Source organism: Amycolatopsis umgeniensis (assembly GCF_014205155.1).
Classification (GTDB): domain Bacteria; phylum Actinomycetota; class Actinomycetes; order Mycobacteriales; family Pseudonocardiaceae; genus Amycolatopsis; species Amycolatopsis umgeniensis.
The window spans coordinates 8232364-8250001 of the sequence record NZ_JACHMX010000001.1 but is presented as its reverse complement, the minus strand read 5'-3'; the positions used below and the strand labels follow the sequence as shown (position 1 = coordinate 8250001).

Genomic DNA, 17638 nt, shown 5'->3' with positions numbered 1-17638 from the left:
GTGGCGTCCTCACGCTTCCGTTTCGGAGGCGAGGCTTTCGAGCTCGCCCAAGATGAGTTCCTCGACCGTTCCGGCCAGCCCCGCGACGGTGCGCGCGGTCAGGACGTCGGCCGGGGTGAGCCGGACGGCGAACAAGGCGCTCGCCTTCGCCGCGATGTGCAGGCTCCGCAGCGAATCCCCGCCCAGTGCGAAGAAGTTGTCCTCGGCGCCGATCCGGTCCACGCCGAGTACGTCGGCCCAGATCCCGGCGAGCGCCTGTTCGGTTTCGGTTTCCGGCTCGACGTGCCCGGACTCCCGCGCGGCGGGCGCGGGCAGCGCCTTCCGGTCGAGCTTCCCGTTGGCGCTGACCGGGATCCGGTCCAGCGCGACGAACGCCGTCGGCACCAGGTAATCGGGTAGCGCCCCGGCCAAGAAGGCGCGCAGTGTTTCTTCGCCGGCGTCCGAGACGACGTAGGCGACAAGCTGTTTCGAACCGGGCTGGTCCTCGCGGACCACGACGGCGGCCTGCGACACGGCGGGATGCCGCGCCAGCACGGCCTCGACCTCGCCGGGTTCGACACGGAACCCCCGCAGCTTCACCTGGTCGTCCGCCCGGCCGAGGAATTCGAGAGTGCCTTCGCCGGTCCAGCGGACGATGTCGCCGGTGCGGTACATGCGCTGTCCGCCCGGGGCGGCGAGGAACCGGTCGGCGGTCAGGCCGGGACGGTTCCGGTACCCGCGGGCCAGCCCGGCCCCGGCGAGGTACAGCTCCCCCGGCACCCCCGGCGGCACCGGACTCAGGCCCGAATCCAGGACGCGGGCGAGGATGCCGTCCAGCGGCCTGCCGATGGGGATCCGGTCCGGCACCGTCTCGTCCATCGGGTGGGCGGTGGCGAAGGTGGTCGTCTCGGTCGGGCCGTAGCCGTCGACGACACGCAACCCCGGGCAGGCGCCCAGCACTCGCCGCACCGCCTCGGCGGGTACGACGTCGCCGCCGGTCCACACCTCGCGCAGACCGGCGAAGCAGTCCGGGCTTTCCTGTGCCAGCACCCGGAACAGGCCCGCGGTGATCCACATGCCGGTCAGCCCGAACTCGCGGATCGACGCCCGCAACCGGGGCGCGTCGAGGTCGCCCTCCGGCGCGGTGACGACGCGGCCGCCGGTGAGCAGCGGTACCCATAGTTCGTAGGTGGTGGCGTCGAAGGCCGCCGGGGAATGCAGCAGCACCCGTTCGTGCCCTCCGCCCCGGAAGCGGCTGTCCCCGGCCAGAGCGGCGACGTCACGGTGCCGGACGGCGACACCCTTCGGCGTGCCGGTGGATCCGGACGTGTACATGACGTACGCCAGCTGATCGGGATCGACGACGACGGAAGGATCACCGTCCGGCTCACCATCCACAGAGGACAGTTGGATGGCACGCGGATGGTCCGTGTCGGAGACGACGAACCGGACGCCTTCCAGCAGCGCCTGCCGTCGTTCCGCCGGGGCGCGGGTGTCGAGCGGGAGATAGGCCCCGCCCGCCTTGACCACACCCAGTTCGGCCACCACCGTGCCCGCCCGGCCGGTGACGAGGCCGACCGGTTCCTCCGGCCGCAGCCCGAGCCCGATCAGGCGGTTCGCCAGCCGGTTCGCTCGCCGGTTCAGCTCGGCGTAGGTGACCCTCTCGCCGTCGAGGACGGCCGCGACCGCGTCCGGCCGGGCGCGGACCTGCTCGGCGAACAGCTCCGGCAGCGACCGGGCCGGGGGTTCCGCGCCGGTCTCCGTCCACTCCGCCAGCAGGAGCTCGTCGTCCGGGGTCGACATCGACACCGCCGTGACCGCCCGATCGCCGTCTTCGCTCAGTTCCCGGAGCAGCGTGAGCAGATGACCGGCCAGCCGGGTCACCGTGGCGAGGTCGAACAGGGCCGGGTCGTAGCCCAGGTCGATGGTCAGCTCACGGCCCGGTGAGGCCACGACGGTGAGCGGGAAGTTCGTCGTCTCCCGCGCCGACAGGTCGCGCACGGTCAGGCCGTGGCCGGCTTCGGCGCCGGTGATCGGGTAGTTCTCGAACACCATCAGGCTCTCGCAGAGACTCACTCCCCCCGGCAGCTCGGCCCAGCCCTGGACCAGCGCGAGCGGCAGATGTCCGTGACGACGGGCCTCGGCCTGCTCCGCCTGCAGGCCCGCGAGCCACTCGGCGACACGGGCGCCGCGGTCGACCTCGACCCGGACCGGCAGTGTGTTGATGAAGATGCCGGTGATCCGGTCCACGTTCGCCACCTCGGGCGGGCGGCCGGAGACGGTGGATCCGAACACGACGTCGTCCTGCCCGCTGTAGGCCGAGAGCAGCAGTGCCCAGGCGCCTTGCAGGACCGCGTTGGGGGTGAGGCCGTGACGTTTGACGAACGCGTCGAGCCGGGTGGTCGCGGCCTCGTCCAGCCGGACGGGCAGCCAGTCGGACGAACAGGCGATGTGCCCGGCCGCGGGCGTCCGGTCGCCGGGAACCGGGGTCGGGCCCTCGATCCCGGCGAGGGTCCGGCGCCAGAAACGTTCCGCGTCGCTCCGGTCGAGGCCGTCGAGCCAGGCGAGGTAGTCGCGGAACGGCGGCCTGGTGGGCAGGGTCTGCCCGGCATAGGCACCGCAGACATCCGAAAGAACGTGGAAGACGCTCCAGCCGTCGAGCAGCGCGTGGTGGAACGTCCACAGCACCTGGACCTCTGTCGGCGACAACCGCGCCAGCGCCACGCGCATCAGCGGCGCCTCCGCGAGATCGAGGCCTTCTTGGTGATCCTCACCGGGCTCGTCGAGCAAGCGAACCGGGAGCCTCGCCTCGCGGCGCACCACCTGCAGCGGCTCTTCGACCCCGGCCCAGACGAACTCCGTGCGCAGCACCGGCGTCCTGTCGACCACCCGCTGCCATGCCTCAGCGAGCCGCTCGAGGTCGGTGACACCTTCGAGCACGAACGTCGCTTGCTCGACGTACATACCTTGCGCGGTCTGGGAAAGCCCGTGGAACACCATCCCGCCCTGCATCGGCGTGACCGGATAGACGTCCTCGATGGCGCGGCCGTCACCGACCAGGGCGTCCACTATGGACTGATCGAGGGCGGCCAGCGGGTAGTCCGACGGTGTCCGGCCACCGGCTTCCGGTGCGGCGCAGTGCGCGATGATCTCCCGCAGGGCGGCCAGCATCCTGCCCGCCAGTTCCTCGACGGTGTCACGGGTGTGCCGGGTGGTGACGTGCGCCCACGTCAGCTCCAGCGTCCCCGCCACGACGCGGCCGACGATGTCGAGCGCGTGGCCGGCGGGAGCGGCCGGGTCGACGTCGGCGTCGAGGGCGCCGGTCCGGAACGCGCCTTCCTCGGCGTCGTCGAACCGGCCGAGGTAGTTGAAGCCGACCTGGGGATCGATGTCCGGCACGGCACCGGTCAGGTACCGCAGGGCGCCGTAGCCGATCCCGCGCCGCGGCACGGCCCGGAGCTGCTCCTTCACCGATTTGAGTGCCGCGCCCCAGCCGTCCGGGACGTCGAGCGCCACCGGAAACAGGCTGGTGAACCACCCGACCGTGCGGGACAGGTCGACGTCGTCGAACAGGTCCTCGCGTCCGTGGCCCTCCAGGTCGATCACGGGGGTCCGGCCGGTCCAGTCCCGCAGCACGCGGCCCAGTGCGGCGAGCAGGACGTCGTTGACCTGCGTGCGGTAGACCTCGGGCACGTCCCGCAGGAGGGCGCGCGTCTCCTCGGCGGTGAGCCGGACGGTCACTTCGCCGGTGTCGGCGATCGTGGCCGGACCGGCGGCCGGCACCCGCGGGATCGCCCGCCAGTGCGCCAGTTCGTCCTCGAAACCGCCTGAAGCGGCATACTCCGCGAGCCGCCGGGCCCACGCGAGGTACGACGTCGTCTTCGGCCCGAGTTCGCCGCCGCGATAGGCGGTTTCCAGATCCTCCAGCAGGATCCGCCAGGAAACGCCGTCGACGACGAGGTGGTGCGCGGCCAGCGTCAGCCGTCTTCCTTCGAGTACCGCCGCCAGCAATGGACCCTGTTGGAGGTCGAACGCGATCTCGTCGGTGAGCAGGTCCGTCGCGTGGACCGGTTCGCCGTGCTGGGCCCGGCCTCGTTCGAAGCGCAGCCGCAGCCCGTCATGGTGCGCCCAGACGGTTTCCAGCGCGCGGCGCAACGCCGTTTCGTCGACGTCCTCGGTGAACTCCAGCACCACTCGCTGGTCGAACCGATCCGGCTGGGTGGCGAAGTACCAGTGCTGGATCGGGGTGAGCGGTGCCGTCCCGGTGACCGGCCCCTGCTCGGCCGACGGTCCGGTGTCGCCACCGGCGTGGGCGGCCAGCGCGGCGAGGGTCGGATGCCGGAAGACGTCGTGGGGTACCAGGATCAGCCCGGCGCGGCGGGCGCGCGACACGACCTGGATGCTGAGGATCGAGTCCCCGCCCAGCGCGAAGAAGTTGGCTTCGGCACCGACGTCCGCGACACCGAGGACGTCCGCCCAGATCCCGGCGAGTGCCCGTTCGGCTTCGGTCGCGGGCGCGGTCCGGACGGCCTTTTCGCCGAAGTCCGGGGCGGGGAGGGCATGCCTGTCGATCTTCCCGTTGGCGTTCAACGGGAAGCGGTCGAGCCGGACGAAGGCCGCCGGGACCATGTAGTCCGGCAGGGTCCGCCCGAGGAACGCGGCCAGGCCGTCCGCGTCGCCGGTGTGGTAGGCGACGAGTCGTTTGACGCCGTGGTCTTCCCTGGTCAGGACGGCGGCCTCGCCGACGCCGGGATGTGTGGTCAGCGCCGTTTCGATCTCCGCCGGTTCGATCCGGAACCCACGCACCTTGACCTGCTCGTCGACGCGGCCGGTGTACTCCAGTTCCCCGTGCGGATTCCAGCGGACGAGGTCTCCGGTGCGGTACATCCGCTCCCCCGGCGGCCCGAACGGGTCGGGCCGGAACCGGTCGGCGGTCAGCGCGGGATCGCCGAAGTACCCGCGTGCCAGGCCCGCCCCGGCGAGGTGCAGCTCACCGGGCGCGCCCTGGGGCACGAGGCGCAGGTCCGCGTCGAGGACGTAGGCACGCATGTTGTCGAGCGGCTTGCCGATCGGGATGACGCCGGGGACTTCGCCCGGGATGGGATGCGAGGTGGCGAAGGTCGTCGTCTCGGTCGGGCCGTAGCCGTCGACGACGACCGTGCCGGGGCACGCCTCCCGCACCCGCCGCACCGACGCGGCCGGGACCACGTCACCGCCGGCCCAGACCTCGCGCATCCCGCGGAAGGTGTCCGGGGCCTCCTGCGCCAGCAACCGGAACAGACCGGCGGTGAAGAACGCCCCGTGGACGCCGTGGTCGGCGATGACCCGCCGGAGGGTTTCGACGTCGAGGTCGCCGGGCGGCGCCACGACGACGGTGCCGCCGTTGAGCAGCGGGACCCAGAGTTCGTAGGTGGAGGCGTCGAAGGCGGGCGAAGCGTGCAGCAGGACCCGCTCGTGCGCGGCGAAGCGCCGGTCGGCCGCCAGGGCGACGACGTCCCGCTGACGTACGGCCACGCCCTTCGGCTTGCCCGTCGAACCCGACGTGTACATCACGTACGCGAGGTTGTCCGGCGCCGCCGCGCGCAGCGGCACGTCCGCGGTCTGCCCGTCGGGGACGACGATCTGTCCCTGGTGGACCACGGATTCGGCCCGGACGTGGTCGGTGACGAGGAGGGGGACGCCGTCCAGAAGCGCCTCCAGCCGTGGTGCGGGCGCCCGGGTGTCGAGAGGCAGGTACGCCGCACCCGCCTTGACGATGGCGAGTTCGGCGATGACCAGCTCTGTAGAGCGGTCCATGAGCACGCCGACGACGGTTTCGGGTCCGGCGCCGAGGGAAGCCAGATACCGGGCGAGCCGGTCGGCCCGCTCGTCCAGTTCCGCGTACGTCAGACGGACGTCGTCACCCGTGAGAGCCACGGCACCGGGGGTGCGCGCGACCTGCCGGGCGAAGAGTTCTGCGAGACTTCCTTCCGGCAACGGGAACGCGGTGTCGTTCCAGTCGCCGAGGATCTGCAGCCGTTCCGACTCGGTGAGCAGATCGATGCCGTCGAGCGGGCGGTTCAGATCCTCCGCGAACGCGTCGAGCACCCCGACGAGCTGCCGCGTGATCCGTTCGGCCGCCGCGGTGTCGAACAGTTCGGTGTCGTAGCCGACGTCGAGGGTCAGCCGCTCCCCCGGCGACGCGACGACGCTGATCGGGTAGTTCGTCGTTTCGGCGGCGTCGACGTCGCGCAGCCGAAGCCCGTCCGTCGCCCGGGTGGCGGCGTCGATCGGGTAGTTCTCGAAGACGACGATGCTGTCGAAGAGGCCGCCGTCGCTCCCGCTCCACGCCTGCAACTTCGTCAGTGGCAGATGCCCGTACTTGCGGGATTCCACCTGCCGTTCCTGCAACTCCGCCAGCCATTTCACGACCGGGGCACGATCGGTGGTGACACGGACCGGCAGCGTGTTGATGAAGATGCCGGTGATGTCGTCGGCGCCGGCCAGTTCGACCGGACGGCCGGACACGGTGGTGCCGAAGCAGACGTCACGCTCGCCGGTGAGCCGCGACAGCACCAGTGCCCACGCGCCCTGCAGGACGGTGTTCATCGTGAGCCCCGCCTTCCGCGCGGCGTCGCTGAGCCGTGCGGAACTCTCGAGGGGAACCCGCAGCCACTCGGCCGAACGGCTCGTGTGGTCCTGAGCCGAAAGCCTTGCGGGAGCGGTGAAATCGCCGAGCTCGCGGCGCCAGTGCCGTTCCGCTTCGGTGTCGTCCTGACGGTCCAGCCAGGCCACGTAGTCACGGAAGGGCGGCCGCTCGGGCACTTCAGCCCCGGCGTAGGCGGCGAAGACGTCGGACAGCACCCCGAACACGCTCCAGCCGTCGAGCAGGAGGTGGTGGAACGTCCACAGGACACGGACTTCCGTGTCCGACAGCCGCGCCAGGGTCAAGCGCAGCAAGGACTCCCCGGCCAGGTCGAGCCCGTCGGCCCGGTCGGCGACCAGGACCTCTTGCCAGAACCGCTCCTGTCCGGCCGGGGTGTGCCCACGCCAGTCGAGCAGGGTGATCGGGACGCTCACCTGCCGCCGCACCACCTGCACGGGTTCCGGTACCCCCTCCCACGCGATCCGCGTGCGCAGAACCGGCGTGCGATCGACGACCCGCTGCCAGGCCCTGGCCAGCGCCTCGACGTCTTCGGCGCCTTCGAGGACGAATCCGACCTGCTGGAAGTAGAGCCGCTCTTCCTGCTGCGAAAGGGAATGGAACACCATCCCCGCTTGCATCGGCGTGAGCGGATAGAGGTCTTCGACCGCCCGGCCGTCGCCGACCAGATCGTCCACTGTGGATTGGTCGAGGGTGACCAGCGGGAAGTCGGACGGGGTCCGCCCGCCGGCGCCCGGTGCGGCGCAGTGCGCGATGATCTCCCGCAACGCGGCGAGCATCGCCTCGGCGAGCCTGTCCACAGTGGACTCGTGGTGGACGCCGTCGGTGTAGTACCAGGTCAGTTCGAGTTCGCCGGACTCGACACGGCCGACGACGTCGAGCAGATGCGCCCGCGCCGAACGTTCGCTCTCGTCGGATTCCAGCCTGCCCGAGGTGAACCGTCCGAGGTAGTTGAAGCTCACGGCCGGGTCGATCGCCGGCGCGGTCCCGGCCAGGTAGCGCAGCGCGCCGTAGCCGATGCCGCGTCGCGGGACCGCGCGCAGGTCCTCCTTCACCGACTTCAGCGCCACGCCCCAGTCTTCCGGGACGTCCAGCGCCACCGGGAAGACGCTGGTGAACCAGCCGACCGTCCGGGACAGGTCGACGTCGTCGAACAGGTCCTCACGCCCGTGTCCTTCGAGGTCGATGACCGGGATCCGGCCCGTCCAGTCCCGCAGGACGCGGCCGAGCGCGGTCAGCAGGACGTCGTTGACCTGTGTGCGGTAGGCGGCGGGCACTTCCCGCAGCAGCGCTTCGGTCTCCGGCTCGGGAAGCCGCACGGTGACCGCGCGCATCGAGGCGACCGTGGACTCGCCCTCACCGTCGAGAGGGATCGAGAGGTCACCGGGCAGACCGCGCCAGTGCTCCAGTTCGTCGTCGAATCCGCCGCCGTCGGTGTGCTCGGTGAGCCTGATCGCCCACTCCCGGAAGGACGTGGTACGCGGTCCGAGGTCGATCGGCTCACCCCGCAGGGCCTGGGCGTACCCGCGATCGAAGTCCTCGGCGAGTACCCGCCAGGAGACGCCGTCGACGACGAGGTGGTGGACGGCGAGGGTGACGTCGTGCTCGGAGATGTCGAGCCGGATCAACGGTGTTTCGGCGCCGACGGGGCCGTTCTCCTGGTTCCGTCCGTCTTCGGTGAACCGCATCCGCAGGGCGTCGTGGTGCTCCAGCAGCGCGTCCACGGCCTTGCGCGCAGCGACGGGATCGACCCGCTCTGGTCCTAAGTGGACGAACTGGTGGAAGTGGTCCGGCTCGGCGGTCTGGGTCGCGAAGAACCAGCGCTGGATCGGGGTGAGCGGCACTTCGCCGCTGACCGGTCCGCGTTCCGCGACCTCCGTGGCGGTGCGCGCCGCGACGGCGAGCGCCGCCGGGGTGCGGTGGGCGAACAGGTCGCCGGGCAGCAGTTCCAGCCCGGCGCGGCGAGCCCTCGACACCACCTGGATGCTGAGGATCGAGTCGCCGCCGAGTTCGAAGAAGTCGTCGGTCGCGCCGACCCGTCCGACGCCCAGTACCTCGGCCCAGATGCCGGTGAGCACGCGTTCGCGGTCGGTGCGCGGCGCCACGTGGTCGCGGACGCCGAAGTCGGGGGTGGGCAGCGCGGTGCGGTCGAGCTTCCCGTTGACGTTGACCGGGAACTTCTCGAGTCGTACGAACGCGGCCGGGATCATGTAGTCCGGCAGCGTCCGGCCCAGGAACTCCCCGAGCCCTTCGGTTTCTCCGACGACGTAGGCGACCAGTCGTTTCACGCCGCCGTCCGCGCGAGCCAGCACGGCCGCCTGTTCGACGTCGGGATGCTCGCCCAGCGCGGCCTCGATCTCGCTCGGTTCGACGCGGAAGCCGCGGATCTTGACCTGTTCGTCCACCCGGCCGACGAATTCGAGGGCCTCGTCGTCGTTCCAGCGCACGATGTCGCCGGTGCGGTACATCCGCTCCCCCGGCGGCCCGTACGGATCCGCGACGAACCGGTCGGCGGTCAGCCCGGGACGTCCGAGGTAGCCGCGCGCGAGCCCGGCCCCGGCGAGGTGCAGTTCGCCGGGCGCGCCCGGCGGGGCGAGCCGCAGGTCGCCGTCGAGGACGTAGCCGCGGGTGTTGTCCAGCGGAGCCCCGATCGGCACGACGTCGGGCACCTCGCCCGGCAGCGGGTGCACGGTCGCGAAGGTCGTGGTCTCGGTGGGGCCGTAGACATCGGCGACCAGGGTGCGCGGGCACGCGGCACGCACCCGGCGCAGCGCGACGGCGGGCACGGCGTCTCCGCCGGTCCAGACCTCGCGGACCCCGGCGAACATCTCCGGCGCTTCCTGCGCGACGAGCCGGAACAGACCGGTCGTCATGAAGACACCGGTCACGTCGTGCGTGGTGATCACCCGGCCGAGGGTGTGGACGTCGAGGTCGCCCGGCGGGGCCAGCACGACCGTGCCGCCGTTCAGCAGCGGCACCCACAGCTCGTACGTCGACGCGTCGAACGCCTGCGGTGAGTGCAGCAGGACCCGGTCGTGGGCCGCGAAACGCTGATCGGCCGCCAGGGCGAGGACGTCGCGATGCCGGGCGGCGACGCCCTTCGGCTTCCCGGTCGAACCCGAGGTGTAGATGACGTAGGCGAGTTGCTCGGCGTCGACCGTCACGGCGGGCGGAGTCTCCGGAGAGTCGCCCGCGTCGGTGACGATCACCCCGCGGTGGATCTCTTCGGCGGTGGACAGCCAAGCCTGGTCGGTGACGACCACGCCGGCCTCGGCCTCACTCAGCAGCAGCCGCAACCGCTCGACGGGTGCGCGCAGGTCCAGCGGCAGGTAGGCGCCGCCGGCCTTCACGATCGCGAGCTCGGCGACGACGAGTTCGGGCGAACGGTCCATCAGCACCGCGACCCGGTCTTCGGCCCGGACCCCGAGCTCGCGCAATCTGTTCGCCAGCCGGTTGGCCCGGAGGTCGAGCTCCCTGTACGTGATGGTCCGCTCGCCTGCCACCAGCGCGATGGCTTCGGGGTTCCGGCGCGCGCGGGCCTCGAACAGCCCGGGCACCGTCCCGTCGGGCACTTCCCCGGCGGTCGTGTCGCGCTCGCGGAGCAGGTGCCGGATCTCCGGTTCGGCCAGCATCGGCACCCGCGTCACGGGCTCGTGCGGTGCGTCCGCGAACCCGCGGATCAGCGTTTCGAGGTGCCCCGCGAGCCTCTCGGCCAGCTCCGGGCCGATCAGTTCGGGATCGTGGGTCAGCATCAAGGACAGCCGCCTGCCCGGGTACGCGACGACACCGAGCGGGTAGTTGGTGCGTTCGGCCGCGCGGACGTCGCGCAGCCCGGGGAGGTCCGCGACAGGGTAGTTCTCGAAGACGACGATGCTGTCGAACAGGCTGCCGCCGTCGTCGCTCCAGGACTGCAACCGCGGCAGGCCGACGTGGCCGAACCGGCGCGATTCCGCCTGCGCCGCCTGCAGTTCCCGCAGCCAGTCGGCGAGACCGCGCCCGGAGTCGAGCTTCACCCGCACCGGGAGGGTGTTGATGAACAGGCCGGGGATGTCGTCCGCACCGGGCAGTTCGACCGGGCGGCCGGACACCGTCGCGCCGAAGCACACCTCGGACTCGCCGCTGTAGCGCGCGAGCAGGACGGCCCAGGCGCCCTGGACGATCGTGTTGAGCGTCAGGTGATGCCGTCGCGCGAAGGCCTGGACTCCGGCTGTCGCGGCGTCGTCGAGCTCCACCCGGACACGGGCGGACGAGCTGGCCGAGTGGGCGCGGGCTCCGCGATCGCCGGGCAGCGGGGTCGGTGTCACCCCGGCGAGTTCGGCCCGCCAGTGGGTTTCGGCGGCGGCGTCGTCCTGCGCGGCGAGCCAGGCGGCGTAGTCGCGGAACGGACGCCGCGTCGGCGGCTTGTCGCCACGCAGCAGGGCGAGGACGTCGGAGAGGACGCCGAAGACGCTCCAGCCGTCGAGCAGCACGTGGTGGAAGGTCCAGATCACCCGGACCGACGTCGCGGTCTCCTTGGCGATGACCAGCCGCATCAGCGGGGCCCTGGTCAGATCGAGTCCGTCGGCGAGGTCTTCGGCCAGCCGCTTTCGCATCGCGTCTTCCGCGTCCACAGTGGACCAGTCCGGATAGGACACCGGGATCTCGACGGAACGCCGGACGAGCTGCAGCGGCTGGGGTACGCCCTCCCAGACGACCTGGCTGCGCAGCACCGGCGTCCGCTCGACCACCCGTTGCCAGGCCGCGCCGAGCGCGTGCGGGTCGGGGACGTCGTCGAGGGCGAAGGAGACCTGCTCGAAGTAGTTGCGGTCGACGGGCCGGGCCAGGCCGTGGAACACCATGCCCGCCTGCATCGGGGTCAGCGGGTAGAGGTCCTCGACGTCCCGGCCGTCGCCGACGAGATCGTCCAAAGTGGACTGATCGAGGCCGGCGAGGGGGAAGTCCGACGGTGTCCGCCCGCCCGCGCCGGGTTCGGCGCAGTGCTCGAGGAGTCCACGCAGGTGCTCCAGCATGCCGTCGGCCAACCGGGTCACGGTGGCTTCGTCGTGCACGCCGTCCGCGTAGTGCCAGGTGAATTCCAGCGTGTCGCCGGTGACCTGGCCGACCACGTCGAGCAGATGCGGGCGGACGCCGCCGGGGTCGGCGGCCAAGGACAGTTCGCCGTGCGAACCGGTGTACAGCTCGCCGGGCAGATCGAACCGTCCGAGGTAGTTGAAGCTGATCTGCGGGTCGACGGCCGGGGCCGTGCCGGACAGATAACGCAGGGCGCCGTAGCCGATGCCGCGCCGCGGGACCGACCGCAGCCGCTCCTTCACGGCTTTGAGCGCCGCGCCCCACTCGTGCGGGACGTCCAGCGCCACCGGGAACAGACTGGTGAACCAGCCGACGGTGCGCGACAGATCGACGCCGTCGAACAGTTCCTCCCGGCCATGACCTTCCAGATCGATCACCGGCACCTGACCGGTCCACTCCCGCAGTGTCCGGCCGAGCGCGGTCAGCAGGACGTCGTTGACCTGCGTCCGGTAGACCTCGGGCACCCGCCGCAGCAGGGACAGCGTCTCCCCCGCGCTCAGCCGGACGGTGACCGCCCGCGTCCGGGCGACCGTGTTGGCACCTGCCCCGTCGACGGGGATCGGGGCGACGGCGGGGATCGCGCGCCAGTGCGCCAGCTCGTCGTCGAAGCCGCCGCCTTCCGTATGCGCGGACAGCCGCGCCGCCCACTCGCGGAACGAAGTGGTCCGCGGCCCGAGATCGGCCTGCCGATACGCCCTGTCGAGGTCTTCGAGCAGGATCCGCCAGGACACCCCGTCGACGGCCAGATGATGGGCGGACAGATGCAGGACACGCCGCCCGGACGGGCCGGACAGCGACCAGCGCAGCAGTGAGTGGCCGTCTTCGGCACCGGTGATGTGCAGCCGCCACTGCTCGCCTTCGCGGGTGAACGTCGTGCGCAGCGCGTCGTGATGCTCGACGAGCGTGGCGACGGCGGCGGCGAGCGCGGTTTCGTCGGTGCCCTCGGCCAGCTCGACCGCGATGGCCTGGTCGAAACGCCCGGGTTCGGCGATCGTGTCGAAGAACCAGCGCTGGATCGGCGTCGGCACGACGTCGCCGGACACGGGCCCGAGGTCGGGCGTCGCCGAGACATCGGACAAGGCCGGGGCGAGGGCGGCGATGGTCTGATGGCGGAACAGGTCCGCCGTGGTGATCGCCAGCCCCACCCGGCGGGCGCGGGCGCTGACCTGGATGCTGAGGATCGAATCGCCGCCCAGGGCGAAGAAGTTGTCCTCGACGCCGACACGGTCCACGCCGAGGACGTCGGCCCAGATTCCCGCGAGCACGGCTTCCCGCTCGGTCCGCGGCGCGACCACCCGGTCACCGCCGGAGTCGAACCGCGGCTCCGGCAAGGCCCGCCTGTCGACCTTCCCGTTGGCGTTCAGCGGAAGCGCTTCGAGGACGACGAATGCCGAGGGCACGAGATAGTCCGGCAGAGTGTGACTCAGGGTGTTCCTGAGCGCGTCGGTGTCCACTGTGGATCCGTCGACCGCCACGACGTAGGCGACCAGCTGTTTGCGGCCACCCGTGGCGTGCGCGGTCACCACCGCCTGCGCGACCGCGGTTTCGGCGCTCAGCGCGCGTTCGACCTCGGCGGGTTCGACCCGGAAGCCGCGGATCTTGAGCTGGTCGTCGGCGCGGCCTGCGAACTCGAGCGTCCCGTCGGCACGCCATCGCCCCCGGTCCCCGGTGCGGTACATGCGTTCGCCGGGAGCGCCGTAGGGACAGGCGACGAAACGATCGGCCGTCGCACCGGGCCGGGCGGCGTAACCCCTGGCGAGTCCCGGACCGGCCACGCAGATCTCGCCGAGCGCGCCGCGAGGTACCGGGCGCAGGCCTTCGTCGAGTACGTAGACACGCATGCCGGTGAGCGGGGTCCCGATCGGGATCACGTCGGGGACCGCGTCGGCGGACGCCATGCGGAACGAGGTCGCGAACGTCGTGGTCTCTGTCGGTCCGTAGCCGTCGACGACCGCGACACCAGGGCAGCTGTCCAGCACCCGGCGCACCGCCTCGGGCGGGACGACGTCACCGCCGGTCCAGACTTCCCGCAGACCACGGAAGCACTCCGGCGTGTCACCGGCGAAGAGCCGGAACAGACCGGCGGTGAGCCAGAGCGCGGTGACGCCGTGCCGCGCGGTCAGTTCCCGGACGATGTCGGCGTCGACGTCCCCCGGCGGCGCGACGACCACGGCCCCGCCGTTCAGGAGCGGAACCCAGAGTTCGTAGGTGGAGGCGTCGAACGCCAGGGGCGAGTGCAGCAGTACGCGTTCGTGGGCGCCGCCGGTGAACCGGGGGTCGGTGGCCAGCGCCACCACATCGGTGTGCCGGACGGCCACGCCCTTCGGCAAGCCTGTCGAGCCCGAGGTGTACTCGACGTAGGCCAGGCTCGCGGGGTCGACCACGACCGTGGCCGCGGCCCCGCTGACCGGCAGGGTCAGGATGTGTCCGTTGTGGACGGTGGCGGCGGTGTCCTGCCACGTTTCGTCGGTGAGCAGGACCGTCGTGCCGTCGAGGAGCAGTCGGAGGCGGTCGGCCGGGGCACGCAGGTCCAAGGGGAGGTAGGCGGCACCCGCCTTGAGGATCCCCAGTACCGCCACGACCAGGTCGGCCGAGCGGTCCATCAGCACGCCGACCCGGTCTTCCGGCCGCACACCGAGCGCGATCAGCCTTCCCGCGAGCCGGTCGGCCTGGGCGCGCAGCTCGCCGTAGCCGAGGCTGCCGTCACCGAAGAGCACGGCGGGAGCCTGCGGACGGCGCTCGGCGTGATGGTCGAACAGACGCGTGATGGTCATGGCCGGGGAGGCGTCCGGGGAGGGCAGGGACAGGCGATCGGCGTCGGTGAGCAGCGGGAGGTCACCCACCGGACGGTCGGGGTCGGCGGCGATCCCGGTGAGGAGGGCTTCCAGGCTCGTGGTCAGCTGCGCGATCGTCGCGGCGTCGAAGAGCGCGGTGGCGTATTCGACGGTGACCCGCAGGCCGTCGGGCCGCGGCCAGAACTCGACGACCAGGTCGAACCTGGCCGACGGGCGGGGCAGGTCGTACTCGCTCACCCGCAGGCCGGCGACCTCACGCGGCCGGACGAGCGGGCTCTGCAGGACGACGACGGCCTGCACCAACGGCGTGCGCGACGGATCGCGTTCGGGCTGCACCTCGTCGACGACGCGGTCGAACGGGACGTCGCCGTGCGCGAACGCTTCCAGCACCGTCTCCCGGAATCCGGCGAGGAAGGCCGGGAACGGCTGCGCGCTGTCGACCAGCGAGCGCAGGACGAGGGTGTTGACGAAGAATCCGGTCAGCGCTTCCCATTCGGGCCGGTCCCGGCCGGCGACCGCGGTGCCGACAGCGATGTCGCGCTGGCCGCTGTAGGCCGACAAGAGCACTTGCACCGCCGCGGTCAGCGTCATGAACAGTGTCGCGCCGTGCGGACGTCCCGCGGCGGTGAGGCCTCGGACCAGCTCGGCGGGAAGGTCGTGGCGGTGCACGGCCCCCTCGGTGGTGCGCTGAGGCGGCCTCGGCCGGTCGGCCGGGAAGGCGAGCGGCTCGAGCCCGTCGAGCGTCTCCCGCCAGTACCGCAGCTGATCCGTGCCGTCGGACCGCTGCCGCCAGAGCGTGTAGTCGCGGTACCCCAGCGGCAAGGCGGGCGGGCTGATCCCGGCGTAGAAGTCCAGCAGCTCGCCGGTCAGGACCCCGATCGACCGGCCGTCGGTGACGATGTGGTGCTGACACAGCACGAGCAGGTGTTCGCCCGGCGCCTGCGGGAAAAGGGTGGCCCTGGTCAACGGGCCGGTGCGCAGATCGAACGGCGCGCTCAGCTCAGCCGCCAAAGCGGCGTCGTCCGCGGCGGATTCCGCGATCCGCAGAGGTATCCGGCCCGTGTCCGCGACGCGCTGGACACCCTCGCCCTCGACGGAATCGAAGGTCGTCCGCAGCGACTCGTGGCGGGCGCAGAGTGCCGCCAGCGCGCCTCGCAGGCCATCGACGTCCAGCGGCCCCGCCAATCGGACACCGACCGCGGTGTTGTATTCCGCGCTGCCGCCGTTCAGCTCGTCGAGGAACCACAATCGCCGTTGCGCCGGGGAAAGCGGGAGAACCTCCGACGGCGTCGTGGTGGGGATCGCGGCTTCTTCGCTCCGAGGCGCCTCATCGAGCAGGCGCGCCAGTTCCGCGACCGTCGGCGCGTCGAACACCGTCCGCGCCGACAGGTCCGCGCCGAAAGTCCGGCGCAGCCGCGACAACGCCTGCACGGCGAGGATCGAGTCGCCGCCCAGGGCGAAGAAGTCGTCGTCGGTGGCGGTGACGGCCGCCCCGAGCACGTCCCCCAGGATCCGGGCCACGGTGCGTTCGGTGTCCGTGCGCGGCGCGGCCTCACCGGCCCTCCGGTCCTCCGGCGGCGCGGGCAGCGCCCGGCGGTCGACCTTCCCGTTGGCGCTCAACGGAAGCGCGTCGAGCACGACGAACGCCGACGGCACCATGTAGTCCGGCAGCGACGCGGCGGCGACCCGGTCCAGCTCCCCGAGTTCCTCGTCCGGACGGGCGACGACATAGGCGACCAGCCGTTTGACCCCTGGCCGCTCCTCGCGGGCGACGACGACGATCTCCTGCACCCCGGGGGCGGCGGCGAGCACCGACTCGATCTCGCCCGGTTCCACGCGGAAGCCGCGGACCTTGACCTGATCGTCGGCGCGGCCGAGGAACTCCAGCTCGCCGTTCTCGCCGTGCCGCACCAGATCCCCGGTGCGATACATGCGCTCCCCGGGCGGGCCTGCCGGATCGGCGACGAACCTTTCCGCCGTCGCACCCGGCTTGCCCCAGTAGCCCCGTGCCAGACCGGCCCCGGCGAGGAACAACTCCCCCGGTTGACCTGGCGGAACCGGGTCCAGCCCGGGGTCCAGGACATGCCCGCGAACCCCGTCGAGCGGACGTCCGATCGGCACGGCGTCGGGAACACCGTCCACCGAGGACATGGGGTGGGCCGTGGCGAAGGTGGTGGTCTCGGTCGGGCCGTATCCGTCGGTCACCGTCAAGCCGGGGCAACCGCGCAGCACCCGCCGCACCGCCGAGGCCGGGACGACGTCGCCGCCGGTCCAGACCTCCCGCACGCCGCGGAAGCAGTCCGGCGCCTCCTGCGCGACGACCCGGAACAGGCCCGCGGTCAGCCAGAGCGCGGTGACCCGGTGCCGTGTCAGGGTGTTCCTCAGCGCCTCCACGTCCAGGTCGCCGGGTGGCGCGACCACCACCGTCCCGCCGTTGAGCAGCGGAACCCACAGTTCATAGGTCGAGGCGTCGAAAGCGGCGGGCGAGTGGAACAGCACGCGGCGGTGCGCGCCTCCGGTGAAACGACTGTCGGCCGCCAGCGCCACGACGTCGCGGTGCCGCACGGCGACGCCCTTGGGCTTCCCGGTCGAACCCGAGGTGTGCATGAGGTAGGCCAGCTGATCCGCGTCCACCCTCGGCAGCGCGGATTGCCGCTCCGGGAGCGGTCCCCCGGCGGGGACGATCAGTCCACTGTGGATGATCGCCGTCCGCTCGGGCTGATCGGTCACCACCACCGACACGTCCGCCGCGGCCAGCGTCAGCCGCAACCTGCTGTCCGGCGCCCGCCGGTCGAGAGGCACGTAGACGCCGCCCGCGAGCACGATCGCCAACTCCGTCACGACCAGTTCGGCGGATCGCTCGAGCAGCACCGCGACCCGGTCCTCGGCTCGCAGTCCCAGGCGTCGCAGATGCGCGGCGAGCCGTCCGGCCCGGTCCGCGAGTTCCGCGTAGGTCAGCCTGACGTCACCGTCGACGGCGACGGCGCCCGGGGCCGAGCGCACCCTGTCGGCGAACAGTTCCGGCAGGGCGGCGGTTCTCTCGGCGTCCGTGGTGGCCGCCGTGTCTCGCACGGTCATCGTCTTTCGCACCTTCCAGGCACAACAAGGAATCCCACCGGGGTGGGCAAGGGGACGGGCGGGGAGGAAGCGG

The 17638-nt window shown here is 71.8% G+C and carries 1 protein-coding gene; it reads right to left on the bottom strand.

All coding sequences use genetic code 11. The features are described from left to right. Window positions 1–9 precede the first annotated feature (9 nt). Window positions 10–17565, bottom strand: coding sequence for a non-ribosomal peptide synthetase (locus HDA45_RS37955; protein WP_184903702.1), 17556 nt, complete (start codon window positions 17563–17565; stop codon window positions 10–12). Window positions 17566–17638 lie beyond the last annotated feature (73 nt).